Source organism: Thalassolituus sp. UBA2009 (genome assembly GCF_002335285.1).
GTDB classification, from domain to species: Bacteria; Pseudomonadota; Gammaproteobacteria; order Pseudomonadales; family Oceanobacteraceae; genus Venatoribacter; species Venatoribacter alkanivorans.
The window spans coordinates 1-21,713 of the sequence record NZ_DDCJ01000153.1; the positions used below are offsets into that span (position 1 = coordinate 1).

At 52.7% G+C, this 21,713-nt stretch carries 25 protein-coding genes and 4 tRNA genes; 4 read left to right on the forward strand and 25 right to left on the reverse strand.

Annotated features, from left to right (window positions below; translation table 11 throughout):
• Positions 1-52 precede the first annotated feature (52 nt).
• Both pgl and zwf read right to left on the reverse strand, forming a co-directional pair.
• Positions 53-613, reverse strand: coding sequence for a 6-phosphogluconolactonase (gene pgl, locus B3P58_RS18940; RefSeq protein WP_286719765.1), 561 nt, complete (start codon positions 611-613; stop codon positions 53-55).
• Between the two features lie 9 nt (positions 614-622).
• Positions 623-2,080 (reverse strand): glucose-6-phosphate dehydrogenase, encoded by a 1,458-nt coding sequence (gene zwf, locus B3P58_RS18945; protein WP_230331438.1) that lies wholly within the window; start codon positions 2,078-2,080, stop codon positions 623-625.
• Positions 2,081-2,433: 353 nt separating this feature from the next.
• Here zwf and B3P58_RS18950 point away from each other — a divergent pair.
• Both B3P58_RS18950 and B3P58_RS18955 read left to right on the forward strand, forming a co-directional pair.
• Positions 2,434-2,509, forward strand: a tRNA-Asn gene (locus B3P58_RS18950).
• A gap of 9 nt (positions 2,510-2,518) precedes the next feature.
• Positions 2,519-2,595, forward strand: a tRNA-Pro gene (locus tag B3P58_RS18955).
• Positions 2,596-3,003: 408 nt separating this feature from the next.
• On the opposite strand, the gene B3P58_RS18960 is transcribed toward B3P58_RS18955, so the two are convergent.
• Both B3P58_RS18960 and B3P58_RS18965 read right to left on the reverse strand, forming a co-directional pair.
• Complete coding sequence (locus B3P58_RS18960) at positions 3,004-3,696, reverse strand: FKBP-type peptidyl-prolyl cis-trans isomerase (protein WP_145470378.1); 693 nt, start codon at positions 3,694-3,696, stop codon at positions 3,004-3,006.
• A gap of 118 nt (positions 3,697-3,814) precedes the next feature.
• Entirely contained in the window at positions 3,815-4,015 is a 201-nt protein-coding gene (locus tag B3P58_RS18965; RefSeq protein ID WP_225690708.1) for a hypothetical protein, read from the reverse strand.
• Positions 4,016-4,180: 165 nt separating this feature from the next.
• Between B3P58_RS18965 and B3P58_RS18970 the strand changes: the two genes are divergently transcribed.
• Complete coding sequence (locus B3P58_RS18970) at positions 4,181-5,023, forward strand: hypothetical protein (protein ID WP_286719768.1); 843 nt, start codon at positions 4,181-4,183, stop codon at positions 5,021-5,023.
• Positions 5,024-5,091: 68 nt separating this feature from the next.
• Here B3P58_RS18970 and B3P58_RS18975 read toward each other — a convergent pair whose 3' ends face one another.
• From B3P58_RS18975 to B3P58_RS19005, 7 genes are all read right to left on the reverse strand, one after another.
• A complete protein-coding gene (locus tag B3P58_RS18975; RefSeq protein WP_145470374.1) occupies positions 5,092-5,844 on the reverse strand; it encodes a TIGR04219 family outer membrane beta-barrel protein in 753 nt (250 codons plus the stop codon).
• 243 nt (positions 5,845-6,087) lie between these two features.
• Positions 6,088-6,798, reverse strand: coding sequence for a phosphoribosylaminoimidazolesuccinocarboxamide synthase (gene purC, locus B3P58_RS18980; RefSeq protein WP_145470372.1), 711 nt, complete (start codon positions 6,796-6,798; stop codon positions 6,088-6,090).
• 48 nt (positions 6,799-6,846) lie between these two features.
• A complete protein-coding gene (locus B3P58_RS18985; protein WP_145470370.1) occupies positions 6,847-7,608 on the reverse strand; it encodes an MBL fold metallo-hydrolase in 762 nt (253 codons plus the stop codon).
• Positions 7,605-8,255 (reverse strand): outer membrane protein assembly factor BamC, encoded by a 651-nt coding sequence (bamC, locus tag B3P58_RS18990; RefSeq protein ID WP_186436007.1) that lies wholly within the window; start codon positions 8,253-8,255, stop codon positions 7,605-7,607. Before bamC ends, B3P58_RS18985 begins: the two co-directional genes overlap by 4 nt.
• Before the next feature lie 13 nt (positions 8,256-8,268).
• Positions 8,269-9,144 carry a 4-hydroxy-tetrahydrodipicolinate synthase gene (gene dapA, locus B3P58_RS18995; protein WP_286719773.1) on the reverse strand — a complete coding sequence of 292 codons (876 nt, stop codon included), beginning with the start codon at positions 9,142-9,144 and terminating at the stop codon, positions 8,269-8,271.
• Positions 9,145-9,228: 84 nt separating this feature from the next.
• Complete coding sequence (locus tag B3P58_RS19000) at positions 9,229-10,299, reverse strand: AI-2E family transporter (RefSeq protein WP_145470364.1); 1,071 nt, start codon at positions 10,297-10,299, stop codon at positions 9,229-9,231.
• 4 nt (positions 10,300-10,303) lie between these two features.
• Positions 10,304-10,546 carry a sulfurtransferase TusA family protein gene (locus B3P58_RS19005; RefSeq protein WP_225690714.1) on the reverse strand — a complete coding sequence of 81 codons (243 nt, stop codon included), beginning with the start codon at positions 10,544-10,546 and terminating at the stop codon, positions 10,304-10,306.
• A 157-nt stretch (positions 10,547-10,703) separates the two neighbouring features.
• Here B3P58_RS19005 and B3P58_RS19010 point away from each other — a divergent pair, with 157 nt between their 5' ends.
• On the forward strand, positions 10,704-12,164 hold the full coding sequence (locus tag B3P58_RS19010) for a M48 family metalloprotease (RefSeq protein ID WP_286719777.1): 1,461 nt from the start codon (positions 10,704-10,706) through the stop codon (positions 12,162-12,164).
• A gap of 101 nt (positions 12,165-12,265) precedes the next feature.
• Here B3P58_RS19010 and nadA read toward each other — a convergent pair whose 3' ends face one another.
• The 14 genes from nadA to B3P58_RS19080 form a co-directional block, all read right to left on the reverse strand.
• Positions 12,266-13,300 carry a quinolinate synthase NadA gene (nadA, locus tag B3P58_RS19015; RefSeq protein ID WP_145470358.1) on the reverse strand — a complete coding sequence of 345 codons (1,035 nt, stop codon included), beginning with the start codon at positions 13,298-13,300 and terminating at the stop codon, positions 12,266-12,268.
• A 162-nt stretch (positions 13,301-13,462) separates the two neighbouring features.
• Positions 13,463-13,538, reverse strand: a tRNA-Lys gene (locus B3P58_RS19020).
• A gap of 73 nt (positions 13,539-13,611) precedes the next feature.
• Positions 13,612-13,687, reverse strand: a tRNA-Lys gene (locus B3P58_RS19025).
• A 185-nt stretch (positions 13,688-13,872) separates the two neighbouring features.
• A complete protein-coding gene (ybgF, locus tag B3P58_RS19030) occupies positions 13,873-14,649 on the reverse strand; it encodes a tol-pal system protein YbgF (RefSeq protein ID WP_286719781.1) in 777 nt (258 codons plus the stop codon).
• Positions 14,649-15,200, reverse strand: coding sequence for a peptidoglycan-associated lipoprotein Pal (gene pal, locus B3P58_RS19035; RefSeq protein WP_145470354.1), 552 nt, complete (start codon positions 15,198-15,200; stop codon positions 14,649-14,651). Before pal ends, ybgF begins: the two co-directional genes overlap by 1 nt.
• A gap of 31 nt (positions 15,201-15,231) precedes the next feature.
• Positions 15,232-16,512 (reverse strand): Tol-Pal system beta propeller repeat protein TolB, encoded by a 1,281-nt coding sequence (gene tolB / locus B3P58_RS19040; protein ID WP_145470352.1) that lies wholly within the window; start codon positions 16,510-16,512, stop codon positions 15,232-15,234.
• Entirely contained in the window at positions 16,506-17,327 is an 822-nt protein-coding gene (gene tolA / locus B3P58_RS19045; protein ID WP_145470350.1) for a cell envelope integrity protein TolA, read from the reverse strand. The genes tolB and tolA overlap by 7 nt, the downstream gene beginning before the upstream one ends.
• A 1-nt stretch (position 17,328) precedes the next feature.
• On the reverse strand, positions 17,329-17,778 hold the full coding sequence (tolR, locus tag B3P58_RS19050) for a protein TolR (RefSeq protein WP_225690720.1): 450 nt from the start codon (positions 17,776-17,778) through the stop codon (positions 17,329-17,331).
• Positions 17,778-18,497: a protein TolQ gene (gene tolQ / locus B3P58_RS19055; protein ID WP_222428601.1), complete on the reverse strand. Its 720-nt coding sequence runs from the start codon at positions 18,495-18,497 to the stop codon at positions 17,778-17,780. Before tolQ ends, tolR begins: the two co-directional genes overlap by 1 nt.
• Positions 18,494-18,964 (reverse strand): tol-pal system-associated acyl-CoA thioesterase, encoded by a 471-nt coding sequence (ybgC, locus tag B3P58_RS19060; RefSeq protein ID WP_222428600.1) that lies wholly within the window; start codon positions 18,962-18,964, stop codon positions 18,494-18,496. The genes tolQ and ybgC overlap by 4 nt, the downstream gene beginning before the upstream one ends.
• A 1-nt stretch (position 18,965) precedes the next feature.
• A complete protein-coding gene (gene ruvB / locus B3P58_RS19065; RefSeq protein ID WP_225690722.1) occupies positions 18,966-19,991 on the reverse strand; it encodes a Holliday junction branch migration DNA helicase RuvB in 1,026 nt (341 codons plus the stop codon).
• A gap of 8 nt (positions 19,992-19,999) precedes the next feature.
• Positions 20,000-20,611 (reverse strand): Holliday junction branch migration protein RuvA, encoded by a 612-nt coding sequence (ruvA, locus tag B3P58_RS19070; RefSeq protein WP_145470340.1) that lies wholly within the window; start codon positions 20,609-20,611, stop codon positions 20,000-20,002.
• Between the two features lie 85 nt (positions 20,612-20,696).
• Positions 20,697-21,212, reverse strand: coding sequence for a crossover junction endodeoxyribonuclease RuvC (gene ruvC / locus B3P58_RS19075; protein WP_225690724.1), 516 nt, complete (start codon positions 21,210-21,212; stop codon positions 20,697-20,699).
• Positions 21,209-21,646 carry a protease complex subunit PrcB family protein gene (locus B3P58_RS19080; RefSeq protein WP_286719790.1) on the reverse strand — a complete coding sequence of 146 codons (438 nt, stop codon included), beginning with the start codon at positions 21,644-21,646 and terminating at the stop codon, positions 21,209-21,211. The genes ruvC and B3P58_RS19080 overlap by 4 nt, the downstream gene beginning before the upstream one ends.
• Positions 21,647-21,713 lie beyond the last annotated feature (67 nt).

A 21,713-nucleotide genomic window follows, 5' to 3' on the forward strand; every position in this document is an offset into this window, starting at 1 on the left:
GACTGAACACACGGTTTTTATCGTCACCGTCAAATAACAAAAACAGATGGCGTCAGCACGCCAGTAGACTCCAGGTCAGGGTCATACGTGGCGGCGTGATCTGTTCGTCGCTCACCGGGCAACACCAGGCGCCGGAGTTGCCATCCAGACAGCGCGGCAGTGCCTGGCTGTGTGGAAACCAGCTCGCCGTATGACCATCGCTGCCCATACCCAGTACGGCATAATCGAGCTGATCAATCTGCTCGTGCAGGGTATTTTCACAGTCCATAAAGCCCTGCTGAGGTGAGGCTGCCTTGTTTTTTAATGGCAGAAAGTAAGCCTGTGCCGCCTGATGTTGCAGCAGATGCTCACGCACCAGCGCGGCATTGCTCTGCGGATCATGCTCGTCCACCCAGCGTTCATCCACCAGCGTAATCAGAACTTTCTTCCATTCGATCTGCTGCTGTGCCAGCTGCTGAAAAAAACTGACCGGCGTTTTGCCACCGCTGACCGCCAGGCAAGCCCGGCCACGGCGTTCAATGCAGCGCTGCAGACGCGTCGCCAGATCACCCGCCAGCTGTCTGGCCAGCGTATCACTGCTGTTAAAGCGCAGATCCTGCATTCCGTTCAACATAGGCATTCCTCAGCTGTTTTCATCCCACAGACGGCCATCTTTGGCCAGCAGTAAGGTTGCCGCTGCCGGCCCCCAGGAACCCGAAGTATAGGGTTCAGGACGCTGTTCAGAATCGTTCCACGCCTGCAGAATCGGATCGACCCAGCGCCATGCCTCAAGTAATTCATCGTCGCGCAAAAACAGCGTGGCATTACCGCTCAGCACATCAAACAGCAAACGCTCGTAGGCTTCCGGCACCCGTGTCTGCTTATGGTTGGCCGGATTCAGACTGAGGTTCATCGGCCGAACATTCATGCCCGGCCCTACCCGTTTTTCGCACAGCATCAGGCGGATACCTTCGTCCGGCTGCAGGCGGAAGATCAGTTTGTTCGCCATGGTATTTTTATGCTGCATCGGGAAAATGGAGTGCGGAATGGCTTTAAAATGCACCACGATTTCACAGGCCCGGTCCGCCAGACGCTTACCGGTTCGCAGATAAAACGGCACCCCTGCCCAGCGCCAGTTATCAATCTCGACTTTTACCGCGACAAAGGTTTCGGTCATGCTTTTTGCCTGCACACCGGGTTCATCGCGGTAGCGCGGTACCGGCTGACCGTCTGACACACCAGCATCGTACTGACCACGAACCACCTTATCACTGACCGCCTCTGCCGTAATGGCCTTCAGGGATTTGAGCACTTTTACCTTTTCGTCACGCACCGCATCCGGCTCCAGCCGGGCCGGTGGTTCCATCGCGGTAATACACAGCAGTTGCAGCAGATGATTCTGAAACATATCGCGCATGGCGCCGACCTGATCATAAAAACCCGCACGTTTTTCCACGCCCAGAGATTCAGAAATGGTGATCTGAATATGATCGATGTACTTCTGATTCCACTGGGATTCAAACAGGGAGTTGGCAAAACGCAGCACCATCAGATTCTGTACCGTTTCTTTGCCCAGGTAATGATCGATACGGTAAATCTGTGACTCCGCAAAGTATTCAGCAACGGCGTTATTAATCGCCTGAGCAGAAGCAAAGTCATGGCCGATGGGCTTTTCCAGCACGATCTTGCTCTGACTGAGAATCAGGCCACTGTTATGTAAGCCGCGGGCTATACCGGTATAGAGATCGGAACCGGTGGCCAGATAAAAAATACGGTTGATATCACCGGGCATCAGCGCGCCGGCCAACAGGCTGTACTGGGCTTCATCACTAAGGTCGACGGTCAGACAGTGCAGGCGCTCGCTGAAACTCTGCCAGCTGCTTTCTTCCAGATATTCAGTCGCGACATGCCGCTTAAGTGCAGCACGAACCATCTCGGCAAAATCGGTGGCGCCGATGTCCCGCCGGGTGGTCGAGTAAATCCGCCCGGCCGGCAGGCGTCCGTCACGGTGCAGCAGATACAGCGCCGGCAACAGCTTGCGTTGTGCCAGATCGCCAAGACCACCAAACAAAACCAGCTCGAATGGAGCATTGATATGCATCCGCTACCTCCTTTGCAAAGAAATCAGGGCTTTCCTGTCACTCGTTAACATCTCATCAAGTGCAACCGAACACCAGCCTAAGGCACAATCCGGACTTCCGTCTGCCAAAACCATGGCAATGACTGATGATCCGGATAAAGTGTGACATGAATTACTCTGCCAGCGCCGCATCTTCGGCCGCTTTGTCCGCTGACGACCATACACCGCTGAACGTCCCCTGAATCCACTTTAGCCGAGCCACACAGACAGAATGCCGCTGATGGTAAAATCTTCGCTAGTTTTTTGTTTTTATTGAAAAAAGGTGTTGACGAACAACAGCCCCCTCCGTAATATACGCCTCGCTGTTACGAAGTTCCCCGATAGCTCAGTCGGTAGAGCAGTAGACTGTTAATCTATTGGTCGTTGGTTCAAGTCCAACTCGGGGAGCCAAACAGCATTCGGGGTATAGCGCAGTCTGGTAGCGCGCCTGCTTTGGGAGCAGGATGTCGGGAGTTCGAATCTCTCTACCCCGACCAACTTTACACTCTTAACATTCCTTTCTTTTATTCTTCATACTTTTCCACTAGCTTGTGACATCAATTATGTTAACTTGCGGGAACTGCTGTGAATTCCGTTGCTCAATCAGCTCAATATCCTGTTACCTGCCCTGCCTGCAATACTATTAATGCCAAACGTGCTGCCGAGTTGCTTCAGCATAAAATGCTCGACTGCCGGAAATGCGCATCCACCATCGCTATAAACGAAAATCAGCTAAACAGTTTGCGCCGTACACTGGCCGATATGGGTAATTATCTGAGACAAGGCCAACCGGCCGCTAAGCACACCGATTAATGCGACAGACAATAAAAAATAAAGAAGAGATAAACAGAGGAACAGCAGAAAGAGCAGGTGCGGCATACACCGCACCTTGCAACTGGCGTTAATTATTTAACGATATCCAGCAGCTCAACCTCAAACACCAGAGCGGAGTTTGCAGGAATACGCGGGCTTGGGCTGCGCGCACCGTAAGCCAGCTCAGCAGGAATAAACAGCTTCCACTTGTCACCGACTTTCATCATCTGCAGCGCTTCAACCCAACCACGGATAACACCGGTAACCGGGAACTGTGCAGGCTCGCCACGCTCAACAGAACTGTCAAATACAGTGCCATCAATCAGAGTACCGTGATAGTGCACACGAACAGTATCAGAAGCTTCAGGCATTGGCTGACCATCAGCCGCAGCAACCATAACTTCGTACTGCAGACCGGATTCAGTCACAGTCACACCTTCACGCTTGGCATTTTCAGCCAGGAAATCCTGACCCGCTTTTGCAGCGGCGTCATTCAGTGCTTCCTGCTTCATGGTTTGCTCTTCACGGATTTTATCAAAAGCCGCTTTAATCACATCTTCACCGATACGTGGCTCAGCATTTGCCAGGGCATCTTTGATACCTGCAGCAATCGCATCGGCATTCATGTCGACTTCTTCACGAGACAGCTGACGACCAATATTCAGACCAACGCCATAGCTCGCCTGATCAACATGATTTTCTAACTTCACAGAGTCCTCCTGACCGCAACCGGCCAACAACAAAGCACCCAGAATGACCGCAGGTGCTGATTTAATCAGATTCATGAAAATTCCTTGCATGAGTTATCCAAGAGGCCAGTACACTACTACAAGCCTGTAGTAATTCCTATGACAGCAAAAGCAATACGAAGTTTTTCCGTGCAAACAGAGAATCACACCACATTCAGCAGGCAAAATTACCGTTTTTAGCCCGCAGCTCGCATTCCCGTTTGATGTTTTTGCAGACCTGAATTTCAGCCTGTGACAAACCCGTCGCCATCTGGCAACGATAATGACGCTGGCGCAGTTCGGCATCCGGTATATTTCCCAAACCTTCACCGCAGCCCAACAAGCTCAGAAACAACAGACAGAACAGAACCTTCACAGCATTATCCAAATGCATATTTTCGCCAAGATTCGCACAGCACCGCAGCAGTGTCCAGCGCACCGGCTGCAACCTGTCGGCAAAGGAATATCCTTTCCGTCACACAAAGGGGATAAAAGCAGGATATAATCCGCCGCAAATGAGAAAAATAAAGGAGATACCACCATGCGGATGCTGATTATTCTGGCCTGCATACTGACACTACAAGCCTGCTCCGGCCCATCCAAAGAAGAACTACGCCGTATGCAGCTGCTTGAAGCGCAGCGCGCGGAACAGGCCGCCCTCGCCGCACAAAAAGAAGCACAGGAGCGCGAAATCCGCACCCGCGAACGTCTCTCTGATGCGCGTACAGCCTGGAGCAAAAAAACTCAGCTCAGCCAGCAGCAGATCAACACTCTATTCAGCAACAGCCCGGAAGACGGCCTGTCGTCTGATAAAATCTATTATGCACAATTCGATCTGCAGCCGGCCAAATACAACTACGGTCAGAACAAACAGAGCTTTACCATTGTTGGTATGCGCAACTTACCGAACAGCGCCGTTTATGGCCCGTTATTCCCGGATGAAAAAGCCCAGTATCAGCCAGGGCAGCTGGCCAAATCCGTACTGGAATTTGCATTAAAAGAAGAAACTGAAATTAACCGCATTGGTCAGGAAGTTCTGCGCGACCGCGGACAACGCTGGGTTGCCGCCGTTCTGAATTTTAAAAATTATGATTCACTGGTTAACCAGAACAACAGGCAAAGTGCTCTCTGGCGCTGGGAGCCGGGTTTATTTGATGACCTGTCCTGGGATGTGACGCCGGAAGTTGCCTACCCCTACACCTCGGAGCGTACCCTGAGCCTGCAATTAGGCCTGCGTTTCTGCCTGCTGAAAGACCGTTGCTACCTCGACTCGGATTACCGCAAACATCCGACTCATGCCGTACGCGCAGAGGTTATCAGCGTTCTGGTGGCCAGCCATAAGAAAGGCGAAATTCTGGCGGAGTTTATCCGCGAAAAAGAATAGCCTGACGGAAAGCCATAAAAAAAGCGGCCATCATGGCCGCTTTTTTTATGCTGACATATCAGCTCTTATCAGAAACCCAGTGCCAAAGAAGCACCGAAGTAAGCACCGGACACATCGAAATCGGTATCGATGTCAGCCAGGTCTTTGTCGGCTTTCAGATTAATGCTGCGGTAACCGGCTTCCAGACCGATATCGACAACAGGAATCGGAAGATCGTAACCGATACCATAACTGATATCGCTCAGCTTATTACCACCCATACCGATGTAGTTAATATCGGCAGAAGCGTACAGACCGAACGGGCTGTCGATTTTCACCTCACCGTATACCAGCGGCATTACGAAATCGAGATCAACACTTTCGTTCACACTGCTGGTTTTTCCACTGACTTCCGCAACGCCATCAAACTGACGGGCAGTCAGACCAAAATTAATATCAACAAAAGGCACCGGTAATGGCAGACCCCAGTACAGAGTCAGATCAGAGTGGCTCAGATCCAGCGTACTGGTGACATTCTCGTTGAAGGTCTGATCAGCAAACTGGGCGTTAATATTACCGTCGCCTTCCAATTCCAGTGAGGTCTGCTTCAGCTTCAGATTAGGAATAAACGGCAGCGGGTGCTCAAAAAATACGGTCAGCTGCTGGCCATTGTCAGAATCGATATTCAGGCCATCTTTTTCAACAGAAACGCCCTCATCAATCTGGCCACCGGCTTCGGCATTCCAGACGCTGGCTTTGGCACCGACGGTAAAAAGTAAATCAGCTTGTGCGGCTACTGGTGTCATAGCCAGCAGAAACGCAGCGATTGCAGTCTTTTTCATGGAGATATTCCCGTTCTTATGATTTATCCAGTCAACCGTCAGTGCGGCCGAGTGCAGCTAGTTTGCCCGCAAATGGCACGAATGCCAATTCTTTGCGCAGCCAGCAAGAAATACTTCACAAATAAGGGACGAGATGCAACAGGGAAAGAAACACAGAGAGGAAAATAAAACGAAAAGAAAATGTGCTCTCCACCGCCAGAAGACGGTGAAGAACGGGCAGCCGGAAATCAATCCGGCCGGTAATCAGAAGGTCACGCCGATACGACGACCCACTTCTTCGTAGGCTTCAACCACACCGCCCAATCCCTGACGGAAACGGTCTTTATCCAGTTTCTCACGGGAATCTTTATCCCACAGGCGGCAGCCGTCTGGTGAGAATTCGTCACCCAGAACAACTTCACCTTTAAACAGGCCGAATTCCAGCTTGGAATCAACCAGCAGCAGACCACCTTCAAGGAAAATCTGTTTCAGCACATCGTTCACTTTGAAAGTCAGTTCTTTCATACGCGCCAGATGCTGATCTTCCACCCAACCAAAAGAACGGGCGTGGTATTCATTGACCATAGGGTCGCCCAGCGCATCATTCTTCAGGAACAGTTCGAAGGTTGGCGGAACCAGATCAATACCCTCTTCCACACCCAGACGACGGCACAGAGAACCTGCTGCGATATTACGCACCACACACTCCAGCGGAATCATATCCAGACGCTTAACCAGCGCATCGGTATCCGACAGCAGGCGTTCAAAATGTGTCGGAATGCCGGCTTCAGCCAGCTTAGTCATGATGTAGGCGTTGAACTTGTTGTTCACCATACCTTTGCGGTCCAGCTGCTCGACTTTCTTGCCATCGAAAGCGGAAGTATCGTTGCGGAACTCCAGCACCATGTAGTCCGGATCGTCAGTGGTATACACAGACTTCGCCTTACCTGAGTAGAGTAATTCACGCTTTTCCATGGGGTTCTCCGAGGATGATCTTAAATGGTGGATCTTAAAAACCGGTTGTTACAGCTGCCGCCAGTCGGATACCTGATCCTGTTGCAGCAAAGATACTTCATGCGGCGCACATTGCAGCGCCTGAGACAGAGTCTGGCTGACCAGAGCACGGTCGTTATTCTTTTCACTGATATGACCTGCCGTGACATGCTGCAGGCCGTCCCACTGCACGCGACTGATCAGCTCAGCACATTGCTGATTACTCAGATGGCCGAAATTGCCGGCCACTCTGGCACGCAGGCTGGGCGGATAAGGACCATTCTGCAACATCAGCGGATCGTGGTTGGCTTCAACCTGTAAGGCATGGCAGCGCTGATAAACATTCACAATATGCGGCGTTAACGAACCAAGATCCGACAAAACACCGAGGCGTTTTTCCGCGCTGTTTTCCAGCACAAACTGCAGAGGCTCTTCCGCATCGTGAGGCACCACGACCGGCAACACCGCCAGACCACCCACACTGGTTACCTGATCAGAGCTGATACAACGCCAGAGCGGATGTTCCGTCCATTCCATTTTGCGTGCCGTACCGAAGGAGGCATAAAACGGAATGCTCAGAGCTTCACATAACGCTGCCACCCCTTTGGCATGATCACCATGCTCGTGAGTAACAAACACACCATCCAGCTGGCGCGGGTCAACACCGGACTCCTGCAGCCGCAGCAGAATATTTTTGCGGTTAAAGCCGCAGTCAATCAGCACTCCGCGGTCATTCTGTAAAACAATGGTGGCATTTCCGCGACTGCCACTGCCCAAAGATGCGTATCTCACTTTTCCAGCTGGGCTTTAATCTCGTTCAGCACGTCAGCCGTTAAGGCTTCGCCGGCCAGATTGTCGGCATCGGTCAGCAGAGATAAATACACTCCCTGGCGGGCGCGGTTCATCTTCAGCAGATAGGTTTCTGTCACGACATTGTCGCCCCCCCAGAAACGATCCCACCAGCTCAGCTGCTCGGCATCGTTGCGGGTCGTCATTTCCAGATAATAGGTACCGGTGCTGCGGTTAAGGTCGGTCAGTTTCAGATCAGAGGCACTCAAAGCCTCCGTAACCGAGGCCCAGGCGCTGGCAAAACCACCATCAAGACGCAGGATCAGCGTACCGGCGCCATCTTTTTCCAGACGCGGATTCAGCGCTTCAGAACGGTATTCACTCAGAGAGGCAACGTTATCAGCCTCTTCGTCTTCCGCAATATAGCGCTGCGGCTGTGGTGTCTCGAACGAGGATGGTTTTTCCGGAGTAACCGGCAAGGCTGGGATTGCATAGGCATCAGATGTTACCAGACGGATGTCCTGCTCCGTCCGGGTTGGCGCCTGCTCTTCTGCATCCAGATAATCCATCGCACGGTCGCGGAAGGTATCACCGAACATCCAGCTGCAACCGGACAGCATAACAACGGCTGGCAACAATAAAATACGCATGCAATCGCCTGCTTTAAATGAGTTCAAGAGCAGCCAGAGACAGCTCAACTTTTGGCTTGTAACGCTCATCCAGCTCGACCAGCGGCAGACGGATACCACGTCCCATCAGCCCCATTTTATGCAAGGCCCATTTCACCGGAATCGGGTTGGCTTCGCAGAACATGGCATTGTGCAGGTTCATCAGACGCTCATTCAGCGCTTTCGCTTCCGCCGCCTGACCATCCAGCGCCAGCATACACAGCTGATGCATTAAAGCTGGTGCCACGTTGGCCGTTACCGAAATATTGCCTTTACCACCCAGCAGGATCAGCTCATAAGCCGTCGCGTCATCGCCGGAATAGACCGCCATACGGTCACCCACCAGTTCAATGACTTTACGCGCACGTTCCAGATCGCCGGTCGCTTCTTTAACGGCCACAATCTGCTCAACATCCGCCAGGGCTGCGATGGTTTCCGGCAGCATGTCACAAGCAGTACGGCCTGGTACGTTGTACAGAATCTGTGGAATATCCACGGCAGCAGCAATGGCCTCGTGGTGCTTGATCAGGCCACGCTGCGGAGGCTTGTTGTAATACGGAGTAACCAGCAGACAGGCATCGGCGCCCAGATTTTTTGCTTCCTGGGTCAGCTCAATCGCTTCTGAGGTTGAGTTAGCGCCGGTTCCGGCAATGATCGGACGACGACCGGCGGTGACCTTAACCACACGCTCAATCACCGCACAGTGCTCTTCTGTGCTCAGGGTTGCCGATTCACCGGTGGTGCCCACGGCAACAATAGCATCGGTGCCCTGTTTGATGTGGAACTCCACCAGTCCGTCCAGACTTTCCCAATCCACACAGCCATCAGCGTGCATAGGGGTTACCAAAGCCACAATACTGCCGGTAATCATTGAGCTCTACTCCAAAATATCCGCCCGGAACGGGCGCAGAAAAACAAAGGCGCAAGTCTACTGATGCAAGGGATTGGTGACAAGTCAGACGCAGTCACTATCGCTTACTCTGTTATCGGGCCAGGCCTGTAACACCGCTTTAAACAGGGTCGCCAGCGGAATCGCAAAGAACACGCCCCAAAACCCCCAAAGCCCGCCAAACACCAGCACGGCCACGATAATGGCTACTGGGTGCAGATTCACCACTTCAGAAAACAGTAACGGCACCAGCACATTGCCATCCAATGCCTGAATGATGCCGTACACCACCATCAGCCAGATGAAATCGTTGGTCCAACCCCACTGCACATAACCCACCAGGGCAATCGGAATGGTGACCACCGCCGCGCCGATATAAGGCACCAGCACAGACAACCCCACCGCAATGGCCAGCAGCGCCGCATAGTTCACGCCAAGAATCAGAAAGGCCACATAGGTCACGCCGCCGACGATGACAATTTCCAGCACCTTACCGCGGATGTAGTTGGCAATCTGCACGTCCATTTCAGACCAGATACGGTTCAGCAGTTGCCGGCGCTGCGGTAAAAATGCCGTACACCAGGCCAGAATCTGATCGGAGTCTTTCAACAGGAAGAACACCAGAATCGGCACCAGCACACAATAAATCAGCACCGCCATAACACCGGTAATCCCGGTAATGGAAAAACTCACGGCAAACTGCCCGACCGACGCCAGCTCATCACCTATCTGTTTGGTCCAGACTTTCACCTGATCGACCGACACCAGATCCGGATACTGCTGTGGGAGCAGCATCAGAAGTTCCTGCCCCTTACTGGCCATACGCGGCAATTCATAGAAAAACTGTGTCAGCTGCTGCCAGGTGGCGGGCAGAATAATCAGCAATAACAGCATCAGTACGCTGACAAACAGCATAAAAACCAGCACGGTTGCACCCAGATGACCAAGCCCCCGGCGCTTGCAGTAATTCATTGTTCCCTGCAACAGATACGCCAGCACAATGGCGGTCAGGAACGGTGCCAGTACCTTGCCTAACGTGATAATAACCAGCAACACCGCCGTAATAAGCAACAGCAACAGCAGCGCTTCTTCATCGGAAAAATAGCGGTCAATCCAGCGCCGGAATACCTTAATCATGCCCTCAGGCTCCTTTTTTAATCCAGAACTGATAGCAACCATCGACATCGGAAGCGGCCACCAGTTCATTATTGGTCATTGCAATATATTTGCGGATATCACGCCACGAGCCGGCATCGGTTGCCTTCACCCACAACACTTCACCGATCGCCAGCGCTTTAAGCGCCAGCTTGGTTTTTAACAATGGCAATGGGCATTCCAGTCCGGAAGCATCAAGAGCCTGATGATATTGGTTTGAATTAGACACAGCGCACGCCTTTTGCCAAACTGAAGCCTCATTATATACGGATGTCTGCTGATAACGCCTGCACAGGGAATTGCAGTTCAGCGACAATGATCCATAAGACCTGCTGAACTCCTGCACCCTGGCGGGTCTAACGCAAATCAACTTCAGGAATCCGGGCTTGAATTTCCGCCTAACACGTCTGGCGCTGTTGCTGCTGAGCAGTTATGCCGCCCTTAGTATCCCAACCACCCAGGCTGCAACCGCCGATCTGCCGGATCTTGGCGACAGCGCCTCCAGCTATGTATCCCTGCAGGAAGAACATGATCTCGGACGGGTCTGGCTGCGCCAGCTGCGGGCACAGGCAAAAACGTTAGATGACCCGCTGATAACCGAATTTCTGGAAAACCTGATTTTCCGCCTGGTCCCCCACAGCGAAGTAAAACAATCCGAATTTGAATTTGTTGTTGTTGATCGCGCGGAATTAAATGCTTTTGCCGTACCCGGCGGCATTATTGGCATCAACTTCGGCATTTTGTTACACACCCGCGACGAAGACGAGCTGTCAGCTGTTCTGGCACACGAACTGGCTCACCTGAGTCAGCGTCACTTTGCCCGCCAGATCGAAGCCGCAGAAAAACAGGAACCCATCGCCATCGCCACCCTGCTGGCAAGCATCCTGCTGATTGCTACCAACAATCCTGATGCCGGTTTCGCCGGACTGGTCACCAGCCAGGCCGCCAGCATTCAGAGCCGCCTGGCCTATTCTCGCGAATGGGAACAGGAAGCAGACCGTATCGGTATGCGTACACTGTCCACGGCAGGGCTCGATCCTTACGCCATGCCATCCATGTTTCAGCAGATGCTGCAGGCCAATCGTTACAACGAACGTCCACCGGAATTCTTACTCACCCACCCGGTAACCGAATCACGAGTCGCCGATGCCGCTGACCGTGCGCAAAAATACCCACGTAAACCCCGTCTGGCGAGCTTTGAATTCCGGGTACTGCAGAACGAAGCCATGATCCGCTACCAGCTTAATGCTGACAAGCGCGTGGATTACTTTACCCACCAGTTACAGGTCACACCGCGCAGCAGCGCCGAACAGGCCGCTGCGCTGTACAGCCTGGCCAGACTGGCACTGGAAAATAACGACAACAGCGCCAGCCGTGCTTATCTGAAAAAAATCATCAGCCCGTGGCGCGATCACTCTGCCGTAGTCGCCCTGAATGCCAGCAGCCTGGCGGCGGAAGATAAATACGCCGAAGCCATCGACGCCATTAACGATGCTCTGCCTTTCGATCCCCAGGATTATCTGCTGCTGAGCACCAAAGCCTCCCTGCTGCGCCAGTCTGGCCAGAAAAATGAGGCAGTAGCCATTCTCAAACAACTGAGCGAATTGCGCAGTACCAATCCGGCAGTCTGGCGCATGCTGGGTGAAGCCGCAGGTGATGCCAATATGATTTTATTGGGCCATCGTGCCAATGCTGAATATCTGTTTTATTCGGGCTACCACGCCAAAGCGCTGCGACAGATGGAACTGGCCTTACAGCTGGCGAAAAAGAGCCATGATTTTCAGCAGGAAGCCGCACTGGGGCAGCGGCTGCGGGTAATGGCCAATACCGCCGCAGTTCTTCCCTGATCGCACTCATAACACCTGAAAAACAGACATAAAAAATGGGCCAGAAGGCCCATTTTTATTTGCTGTGCTCAGGCTTCATTCTATAAAGGCTTTATTAAATTTCAGCCTTTATTGAAATTCAGCATGCGCTGCAGGCTGACCACCGCCTGCTGACGCAGACCTTCTTCAATCAGAATTTCCTGATCGGCATTGACCAGCACATCACGAATGCTCTGCAGGCCATTCATCGCCATCCACGGACAATGCGCACAGCTGCGACAGGTTGCACCATTACCAGCGGTTGGCGCTTCTATAAGAAGCTTATCCGGCGCCGCCTGCTGCATTTTATAAAAGATGGCTTTATCGGTAGCCACAATCAGCACAGGGTTCGGTAAGTTTTTGGCTGCCGCAATCAGCTGACTGGTCGAGCCTACGGCATCGGCCATTTTCACCACCGACTCCGGCGATTCCGGATGCACCAGCACCGCCGCATCCGGATGAACCTTCTTCAGATCTTCCAGCGCTTTGGCTTTAAATTCATCGTGAACAATACAGGCACTGTCCCACAGAATCATGTCAGCCCCGGTTTCACGCTGCACATAATTGCCCAGGTGTTTATCCGGTGCCCAGATCAGCTTCTGCCCCTGCTGTTTAAGATGATTGACCACATCAAGAGCAATACTCGAGGTAACCACCCAATCCGCACGCGCTTTTACCGCCGCCGAGGTATTGGCATACACCACCACGGTGCGATCCGGATGCTGATCACAGAAGGCCGAAAACTCTTCTACCGGACAACCGATATCCAGCGAGCAGGTTGCTTCCAGCGTCGGCATCAGGATACGTTTTTCCGGACTGAGGATCTTGGCGGTTTCACCCATAAAGCGCACACCGGCCACAATCAGCGTGCTGGCTTTGTGGTCACGGCCAAAACGGGCCATTTCCAGAGAATCCGCCACACAGCCGCCGGTTTCTTCCGCCAGAGCCTGAATTTCAGGGTCGGTGTAATAGTGGGCAACCAGAGCCGCATCTTCCTGAATCAGTAACTCACGGATCTCCTGCTTAAGTGCAGCGCTTTGCTCGGCCGTCAGCGGTGCCGCTGGTGCAGACCAGAAATCACGGACAATCTGTTGTGCGGCAGGTATGGTTTCGTTCATACATCTCTCTGTCAGACATGGATATAACGTGGCAATTTTATCACAAACAGAACACTGTCCGCTGCGTCACTCTGCGGACCAGAACCCTGCACAGAACAGATGGGGTTCCGGGAGGCAAATAAAAAGGGGAGAAAGCTTTTCGCTTTCTCCCCTTTTAGATGTTGGTGGGTCGTGCAGGATTCGAACCTGCGACCAATTGGTTAAAAGCCAACTGCTCTACCAACTGAGCTAACGACCCTTAAGTGCTGCGTATGTTACCGGGTTCTAAAAAAAAGTCAACCTTTTCAGTAACTTACCTCTTCCGTAAAAATTGGTGGGTCGTGCAGGATTCGAACCTGCGACCAATTGGTTAAAAGCCAACTGCTCTACCAACTGAGCTAACGACCCGGAAGAGGCGCATATAATACTTAATTTCCCGGAGCTGACAACCCTTTTTTCGAAAAAAGTTTCACTATCAGGGACTTAGCGTCATCCGGTGGCTACAAAAGACAGGTTATGAGCCCAGAATTCATGGGCTTTCAGGCGCGATAACAAAGAATATTCAGAAAGAAAAACAGGCCTTAAAAGGCCTGTCAGGAAAGCTTTGCAAGATAGGACTTGGCCAGTCTGACCGTACCGTCGGCCTTGCCGGTGTACAGATCGATAACCTTCTGCAGCCAGACCTTTGCCTGCGCCACATCACCCTTCTTATGCAGTGTGATTCCCATTTTATAGGTCGCATCGGCTGCTTTGTCATGATCAGGATATTGGGTAACCACCTTACGGAAGCTCTCCAGGGCTTTATCCAGATCGCTCTGAACCAGATAAACCTCACCAGACCAATACAGCGCATTACCTACTAACGGATCCTGCGGGTAATTTTTCACAAAATCGTTAAAGGCTACGTTGGCTTCAGCGAATTTTTTCTCACGCACCAGCGTCATCGCATTTTTATAGGCTTCTGCAGGAGATTCTTTCACTACCGCCACCGGAGCAGCCGCAGGTGAACCACCAGCCAGTAAAGCAGCTATCCGGCGATCAAGATCCAGGTAACGTTCCTGTTGCTCCTGAGTCAGACGTCGGATCAGATTATCCTGCTCTTCTACATGACCACGCAGCTCAGCAATTTCCTGTTGCATCTGTTCCATTTGCATGGACATTTCAGATAACAAACCAGAAGAAGCAGCGGGAATAACAGCAGGAGCATTGTTTGCCGGGGTTGTTACAGCAGCCCGGACAGAGGAGTCGGTCGGAGTGTTCTGGGTTGCCGGTGCGACCGGACGGGCCGCACCAACAGATACCCACTGATCATCCGCATTGGCGCTGGCAGTTACTGCAACCAGCGCAAAGGTCAGGACGACAGATTTCATTAACGGCTCTGGTATTTCACTTCAACGCGACGGTTCTTGGCGTAAGAGCCTTCGTCGTGACCCATCATTACCGGACGCTCTTCACCAAAGCTCACAACTTTCAGCTGAGAACCGTTGGCACCGTTAGCCATCAGGAAACGACGTACGGTCATAGAACGACGCTCGCCCAGAGCCAGGTTGTATTCAACGGTACCGCGCTCATCAGCGTGACCTTCCAGAACAACAGAGGCTGCTGGGTTAGCCGCCAGGAAAGCCGCATGAGCCATCAGAGCCGCTTTGCCTTCGCTCTTCAGAGTGCTCTGATCGAAGTCAAAGTAGAATACAGTTTGTTCACGCAGTGCAGCCTGAGCTTCGTTTGCTTCTGCTTCCAGAGCTTCACCATTTACACCAGCGCTTTCAACAGCATTGGTATCTTCGGCCTGTTGTTCAGTAGCTGTTGGTGCAACAGTAGAACCTGCACCCTCATTTACGTCTCCCTTGCTTGCACAAGCAGAAATCAACATAGCCCCAAAGGCCAAACCTAAGGTTTTATACAGTGCAGTAGTTTGCATAACAGTCTTCCAGTCCGAAAGTGAGTTTGAATTATTGGAAAATCGGCGACCAAGCAGGCTCCCTGACGTCACCATATTTTGATGGTAAGCGGAACTTAACATCGCCATCGACCGATACGGCCGCCAGAATGCTTCGGTTCGCTTCACTCGCAGCATAAATTACCATACTTCCATTGGGTGCAACACTAGGAGACTCATCCAATTCCGTCTCACTGGTAAGAATGTGCACTAATCCACTTTTCACGTCCTGAGATGCGATATGAAAGCGGTCATTAGCCTTATGGACATACACCAGTTTACGACCATCTGCGGTAATCCGAGCACGGGCATTGTAGCCACCCTCAAAGGTTACACGCACTACCTCTTTGTTGGCAGTGTCCAGCTTATATACCTGCGGACCACCTGCCCGACTCGAGGTGAAAAACAGATGACGGCCGTCAACATCCCACTGAGGTTCAGTATCAATGGCATAGTGATTGGTCATACGCTCGATTTTCCGGGTTGCAAGATCCATCACATAAATGTCTGGATTGCCGAGCTTTGACAACACAAACGCCAGCTGGGTTCCATCCGGAGAAAAAGCCGGCGCACTGTTGGAGCCATCGAAAGCCACTACCCGCTCACGCTTACCGGTAGCCAGCTCCTGGAAGAAAATCTCACTGCGACCATTTTCAAAAGACACATAGGCCACTTTCTTCGCATCCGGTGACCAGGCCGGAGAAATAATCGGATGCTTTGAGCTGTAGATCAGCTGTTCCCGCGCGCCATCCGCGTCGGCATAGTTCAGGTTAAACCGGCTGCGTTCGCGGTTGGTGGTTACATAAATCAGTTTGGTGGAAAACACACCCGGTACACCCGTCAGCTTTTTAAAGATGTAATCACTGATGTAATGCGCCAGGTCACGTAACTGGGATGCTTTACCTTTTACCCGGTGACGCAGAATTTCCACCTGCTGATGTACATCCATCACATGGAACTGCACCGCATAACCATCAGCCTGCAACTCCACGCTGCCGATGACCACAAAATCCTGTTTCAGGCGTGACCAGTCAGCGTAGATGACCTCACTTAACTGATGCGGCTGAGTAATCATATTGCTGGTAGCCAGCGTGCGGAAATAACCACTGCTGGCCAGATCGTTGGTCACAATAGCACTGACATCTTCCGGCAGAGCACTGCTGCCGTTCCAGCTGAAAGGCACTACGGCAACCGGAATCGCGCTCTGCTTCCCCTGAGTGACTTCAATTAATAACTCGGCCTGACTCAGGCTGGCAAACAGCCACATCAGGACAATCAAACTGTGCTTTACCACGTTGCATTCTCCGGTCTGAATTTCATTAAAAAGCTGCGGAAGTTCTCTTCAAATACCCGCACATCTTTTGGTACCGGCAGTGGCGAGGCTTTATAAACGGCCTGTTCAACGGAACGGTCAAGCGCCGCATTACCACTGCCTTTGGTAATCTGAACCTGAATCACCTGCCCGGTTGGTACCAGAGTAATCCGTACTTCCACTTCCTGACTGGCCGTCACCGCCGGAGGGTATCGCCATACCGATTCCACCCGGGCTTTAATCTGATCGGTAAACTCCAGTGTCAGAGCAGCAGCGCGTTCAGCCTGAATCTTAGCTTCCTGCTGTTCTTTCAATTCTGCGGCAGCTTCTTCCTGTGCCATCTGCTCCAGCAATGCCTGCTCCTGAGCGGCTTTCTGTTTTGCCTGCTCGGCGGCTTTTTCTTTACTGGCCTTTTCTTTTGCGGCTTTGTCTTTTGCCTGCTTTTCTGCCAGTGCTTTTTCTTTTAACGCTTTTTCCTGTTCGCGTTTTTTCGCAGCAGCCTGTTTTTTCTTTTGTTCAGCTTCGCGCTTTTTCTGTTCAGCCAGTTTTTTCTTACGCTCCGCTTCCCGCTTGGCGGCAAGCTCCTGACGCTTTTTCTGTTTCTCAGCCTGTTGTTTGCGCTGCTTTTCAGCCGCACTTTCCACCTGCACGACCGTGGCCACTACATGCGGTGGCACAGGTTCAGGTACGCGGTGCTCTGTTGGCCATTCAAGCAGAAACAGCGAGGCCACCAGAATATGCAGCCCCACAGACAATACAACCGGCAGCGAGTACCGTTCCGGATTCAGCCAGCTCATATCAGCGGCGAGCCTCCGGGTCCGGCGCTTCAGTAATCAGGCCAACATTATTAATACCAACACTCTGCAGCCCGCCCATCAGCGCGACCACTTTGCCGTAGGGTACGGCTTCATCACCGCGGATCATCAGACGGGTTTCAGGTACAGCGCCAATAATTTTCTGCGCATATTCCTGAATTTCGCCCAGCGTCATGGCCGTGGGCTGACCTTCATCACGCTCGATAAAATAAATACCGCGTTCGTTAACCGACACGATAATGGTACTGTCATCCGGCTCAATTTCGGTCGGTGTCGCGTCCACATCCGGCAGATTAACCGGTACGCTCTGCACCAGCATCGGTGCTGTCACCATAAAAATAATCAGCAGCACCAGCATCACATCGATGTAGGGCACCACATTAATTTCGGCCATCGGCCGGCGCTTGGCCGCAGGAGGAGCCATAGGTTCCATTATTTTTTCTCCGCCGCCTTTTTCTCTTCGGCCTTGACTGCCTGCTGAATTTTATGTGCCTGACGGTACAGCAATGACGAAAACTCATCGGCAAAGGTATGCATGCCGGTTACCGTCTGATCGACGCGGCTGGCGAAACGGTTGTAAAAAATCACCGCCGGAATGGCCGCCAGAAGACCCATCGCCGTGGCTACCAGCGCTTCAGAAATACCAGGAGCAACGGTGGCAATAGTCGCCTGCTTAACACTGGCCAGCCCCTGGAAGGAATGCATGATGCCCCACACAGTACCGAACAGACCGATATACGGACTGGTAGAGCCCACAGTTGCCAGAAATGGCAGATGGGTATCCAACAATTCAGATTCGCGGGTAATGGCAATACGCATCGCACGCTGTACACCGGCCATTACCGCATCCGGGTCATTGGTGTTTTGCTGGCGCATTTTTCCGAATTCTTTCAGGCCCGCCATAAAGACGTTTTCAACTGCACTTGGCACCGCCTTCTGCTGACATTCGCGGTACAGATCGTTGAGATCCACACCCGACCAGAAACGTTCTTCAAAATCGTGCAGCTGCTCACGGCTGGCGGATAACAAACGGGTACGCTGTACGATTACAACCCAGCTCATTACCGAAGCCGCCAGCAACATCAGCATCACCAGCTGCACAACAAAACTGGCGTTGATAATCAACGAAAAAATAGAAACAGACTCGTTCACAACGTCTCCTGACATTCATCATTATGTTCGGACGGATAAGCGGCCCCTGCCGTCATCCGTTTAAGAATGTCCGCGGGTACCGCCTGCGGACGTCCGGTATCGCTGATACAGGCGATGGTTATTTGCGCCTCTACCAGATATTCATGCGGATCAACCGCTTCCGCGCTTTCTGCTGCCGGTTTGCGCCAGACCTTCTGACTCAGCACCAGACTGGCTTTGCGGCTGTGTTCGACGGCCACGGACACCAGAAGTTCATCATCCAGTCGTGCCGGACTCAGGTATTTGGCCTGTACCTCACGCACCACAAATAACACATTCTGATGACGTAATTGTTCCTGACCGTAGCCCAGTGCACGTAACCACTCGCTGCGCGCGCGTTCCAGAAAGCGGAAATAATTGGCGTAATACACAATGCCACCGGCATCGGTGTCTTCGATATACACCCGCAGCGGCCAGGTAAATGCCATGTTATTGCGCATCCTGATTAAAACGAACCGGCAAATCCAGACCAAAATGCAGATAGGCCAGTTTGGTCGCCATGCGTCCGCGTGGTGTACGGGTAATGTACCCCTGCTGCATTAAGTAAGGTTCCAGCACGTCTTCAATGGTGTCACGTTCTTCACCAATGGAAGCCGCCAGACTGTCAACGCCCACCGGGCCACCGTCGTATTTTTCCAGCAGCGTCAGAAGCAGGCGGCGGTCCATATGATCGAAGCCCTGCACATCGACATTGAGCATATTCAGTGCCGCATCGGCACAGGCATGGTTAACCGTGCCATCGCCTTTCACCTGAGCGTAATCACGTACACGGCGCAACAGACGGTTGGCAATACGCGGCGTGCCGCGTGCACGGCGGGCAATTTCTTTGGCGCCACTGTCATCCACTTCCAGCTGCATCAGACGCCCGGAGCGCGACACAATATGGGTCAGATCGGCGATATTATAAAACTCCAGCCGCTGCACAATGCCGAAGCGATCGCGCAGTGGCGAGGTCAGCAGACCTGCGCGGGTGGTCGCGCCGACCAGGGTAAAGGGTGGCAGATCGATTTTAATCGAACGGGCCGCAGGCCCTTCGCCCACCATAATATCCAGCTGATAATCTTCCATGGCCGGATACAGCACTTCTTCCACCGCCGGACTCAGACGGTGAATTTCATCAATAAAGAGAACGTCGCCTTCTTCCAGATTGGTCAGCAATGCTGCCAGATCGCCGGCTTTTTCCAGCACCGGGCCGGAGGTCGACTTAATCGCCACGCCCATTTCTTCGGCAATAATATTCGCCAGCGTGGTTTTACCCAGACCCGGCGGACCGAATACCAGCGTGTGATCCAGCGCTTCGTTACGGGCCCGTGCCGCGCCGATAAAAATTTCCATCTGCTCACGCACATGGGGCTGACCGATGTATTCGCTCAGCGATTTGGGACGGATAGCCCGGTCCTGATGTTCTTCGGCCGGTTGCGGCTGAGGGCTGATAAAGCGGTCAGTTTCGATCATGGATCACCTTATTTAGAACCCAGAGTGCTGCGCAGTGCCAGGCGGATCATTTCTTCCGCGCTGTCGACACCGGCACTGACTTTATTCAGCATTTTCGCCGCGTCCTGTGGCTTATAGCCCAGCGCGACCAGTGCACTTTCCGCTTCGCGCAGCAGATTATCCTGTGAGGCTTTTTCAGCATTATCTGCGGCCGCCCACAATGGCGCCGGCGCCTGCCATTCGGTCAGTCGATCGCGCATTTCAACAATTAAACGTTCGGCGGTTTTCTTGCCAACACCGGGAAGTTTGGTCAGCGCCGTGACATCTTCGTTATGCACACAAACAGCAAAGGCGTTGACATCCATACCGGATAAAATCGCCAGCGCCAGTTTAGGCCCGACACCACTGACTTTAATCAGGGTACGGAACAGCGTGCGCTGACTCTTATCACTGAAGCCATATAGCTGGTGCGCATCTTCGCGGATGGCAAGGTGGGTATAGAGCACCGCCTGGGTGCCGGTTTTGCCAAGCATGGCAAAGGTGGAAATCGGCGCCTGAATCTCATAGCCCACGCCGTTGACGTCGAGCAGCAGCTCCGGAGCCTGCTTCTCAAGAATAACGCCCTGTAATCGTCCGATCATGATTGCGTTCTGACTGCATAACTGGAAAGCGGCCTAGCCTACCAGCATGGCCGGGGCGGCTCAATGGAAGGTAGTGGCTGAGACGCTAACGCATCCGTCCGCGGGTAACACCTTTCACTCCGGCCTGAGCCATCAGGCTGGCGCTGGTATGGGCATGGCAGATGGCAATGGCCAGTGCATCCGCGGCATCCGCCTGCGGAATACCCGGCAGTTTTAACAGGTACTGCACCATATGCTGAACCTGCTCTTTCGCCGCGCTACCTTTACCGACAACCGCCTGTTTAATGGTGCGCGGGGCATATTCTGCTACCGGCAAGCCCTGCTGTACCGCCGCCACAATGGCCACCCCACGGGCCTGACCCAGTTTTAATGCGGAGTCGGCATTCTTGCCCATAAACACCTGCTCAATGGCAAATTGCTCTGGCTGGTAGGTACTGATTAATTCGCTGACGCCGTCGTAAATTTTTTTCAGACGACCGGGTAATTCGCCCTCGCCGGTACGGATACAACCACTGACGACGTATTCAATTTTCTGGCCCGTACGGCGGATCACACCAAAACCGGTAATGCGTGATCCCGGGTCAATGCCAAGAATAATCATGGGACTTTCACGGGCGCCTGTTTCTTCAGCGGAGTCGGACGTTGAAGAGCGTCTTGCGGAGTAAATGTCCATTCACGGCCACTGACCTGATCGGTTACCGTCAGATGCTGCCAGCCCGCCGGAAGAATAACCTGCAGACAAGGTGAGGTAATCACCTGAGCGTATTTCCTGTCCGGGTCGGGATAGCGCTCACGGAAGATCAGCTGGTAATCGCCGTCATCCTGCTGCTGCCCCACCAGATCGATACCATAACCGGCGTGCGGACGTTCACCCAGTGCGATGGTCAGGGCATTAAAACGCAGGCTGACACCTTCAGGAGCAGCACACTGGTCCATGGTACTGAGTGGCAGACTGAGCGGCATTACCGTGGTGCAGGCACTCAGCACCATCGTCAGGCCAGCCACAAGCAGGGAGTGGTTGAATAAATGACGCATTATGATCCGTCCTCCGTAACCGTTGCATTCGCGGGGCAAAAATAAAGATGAGCGCAGTATACACAAA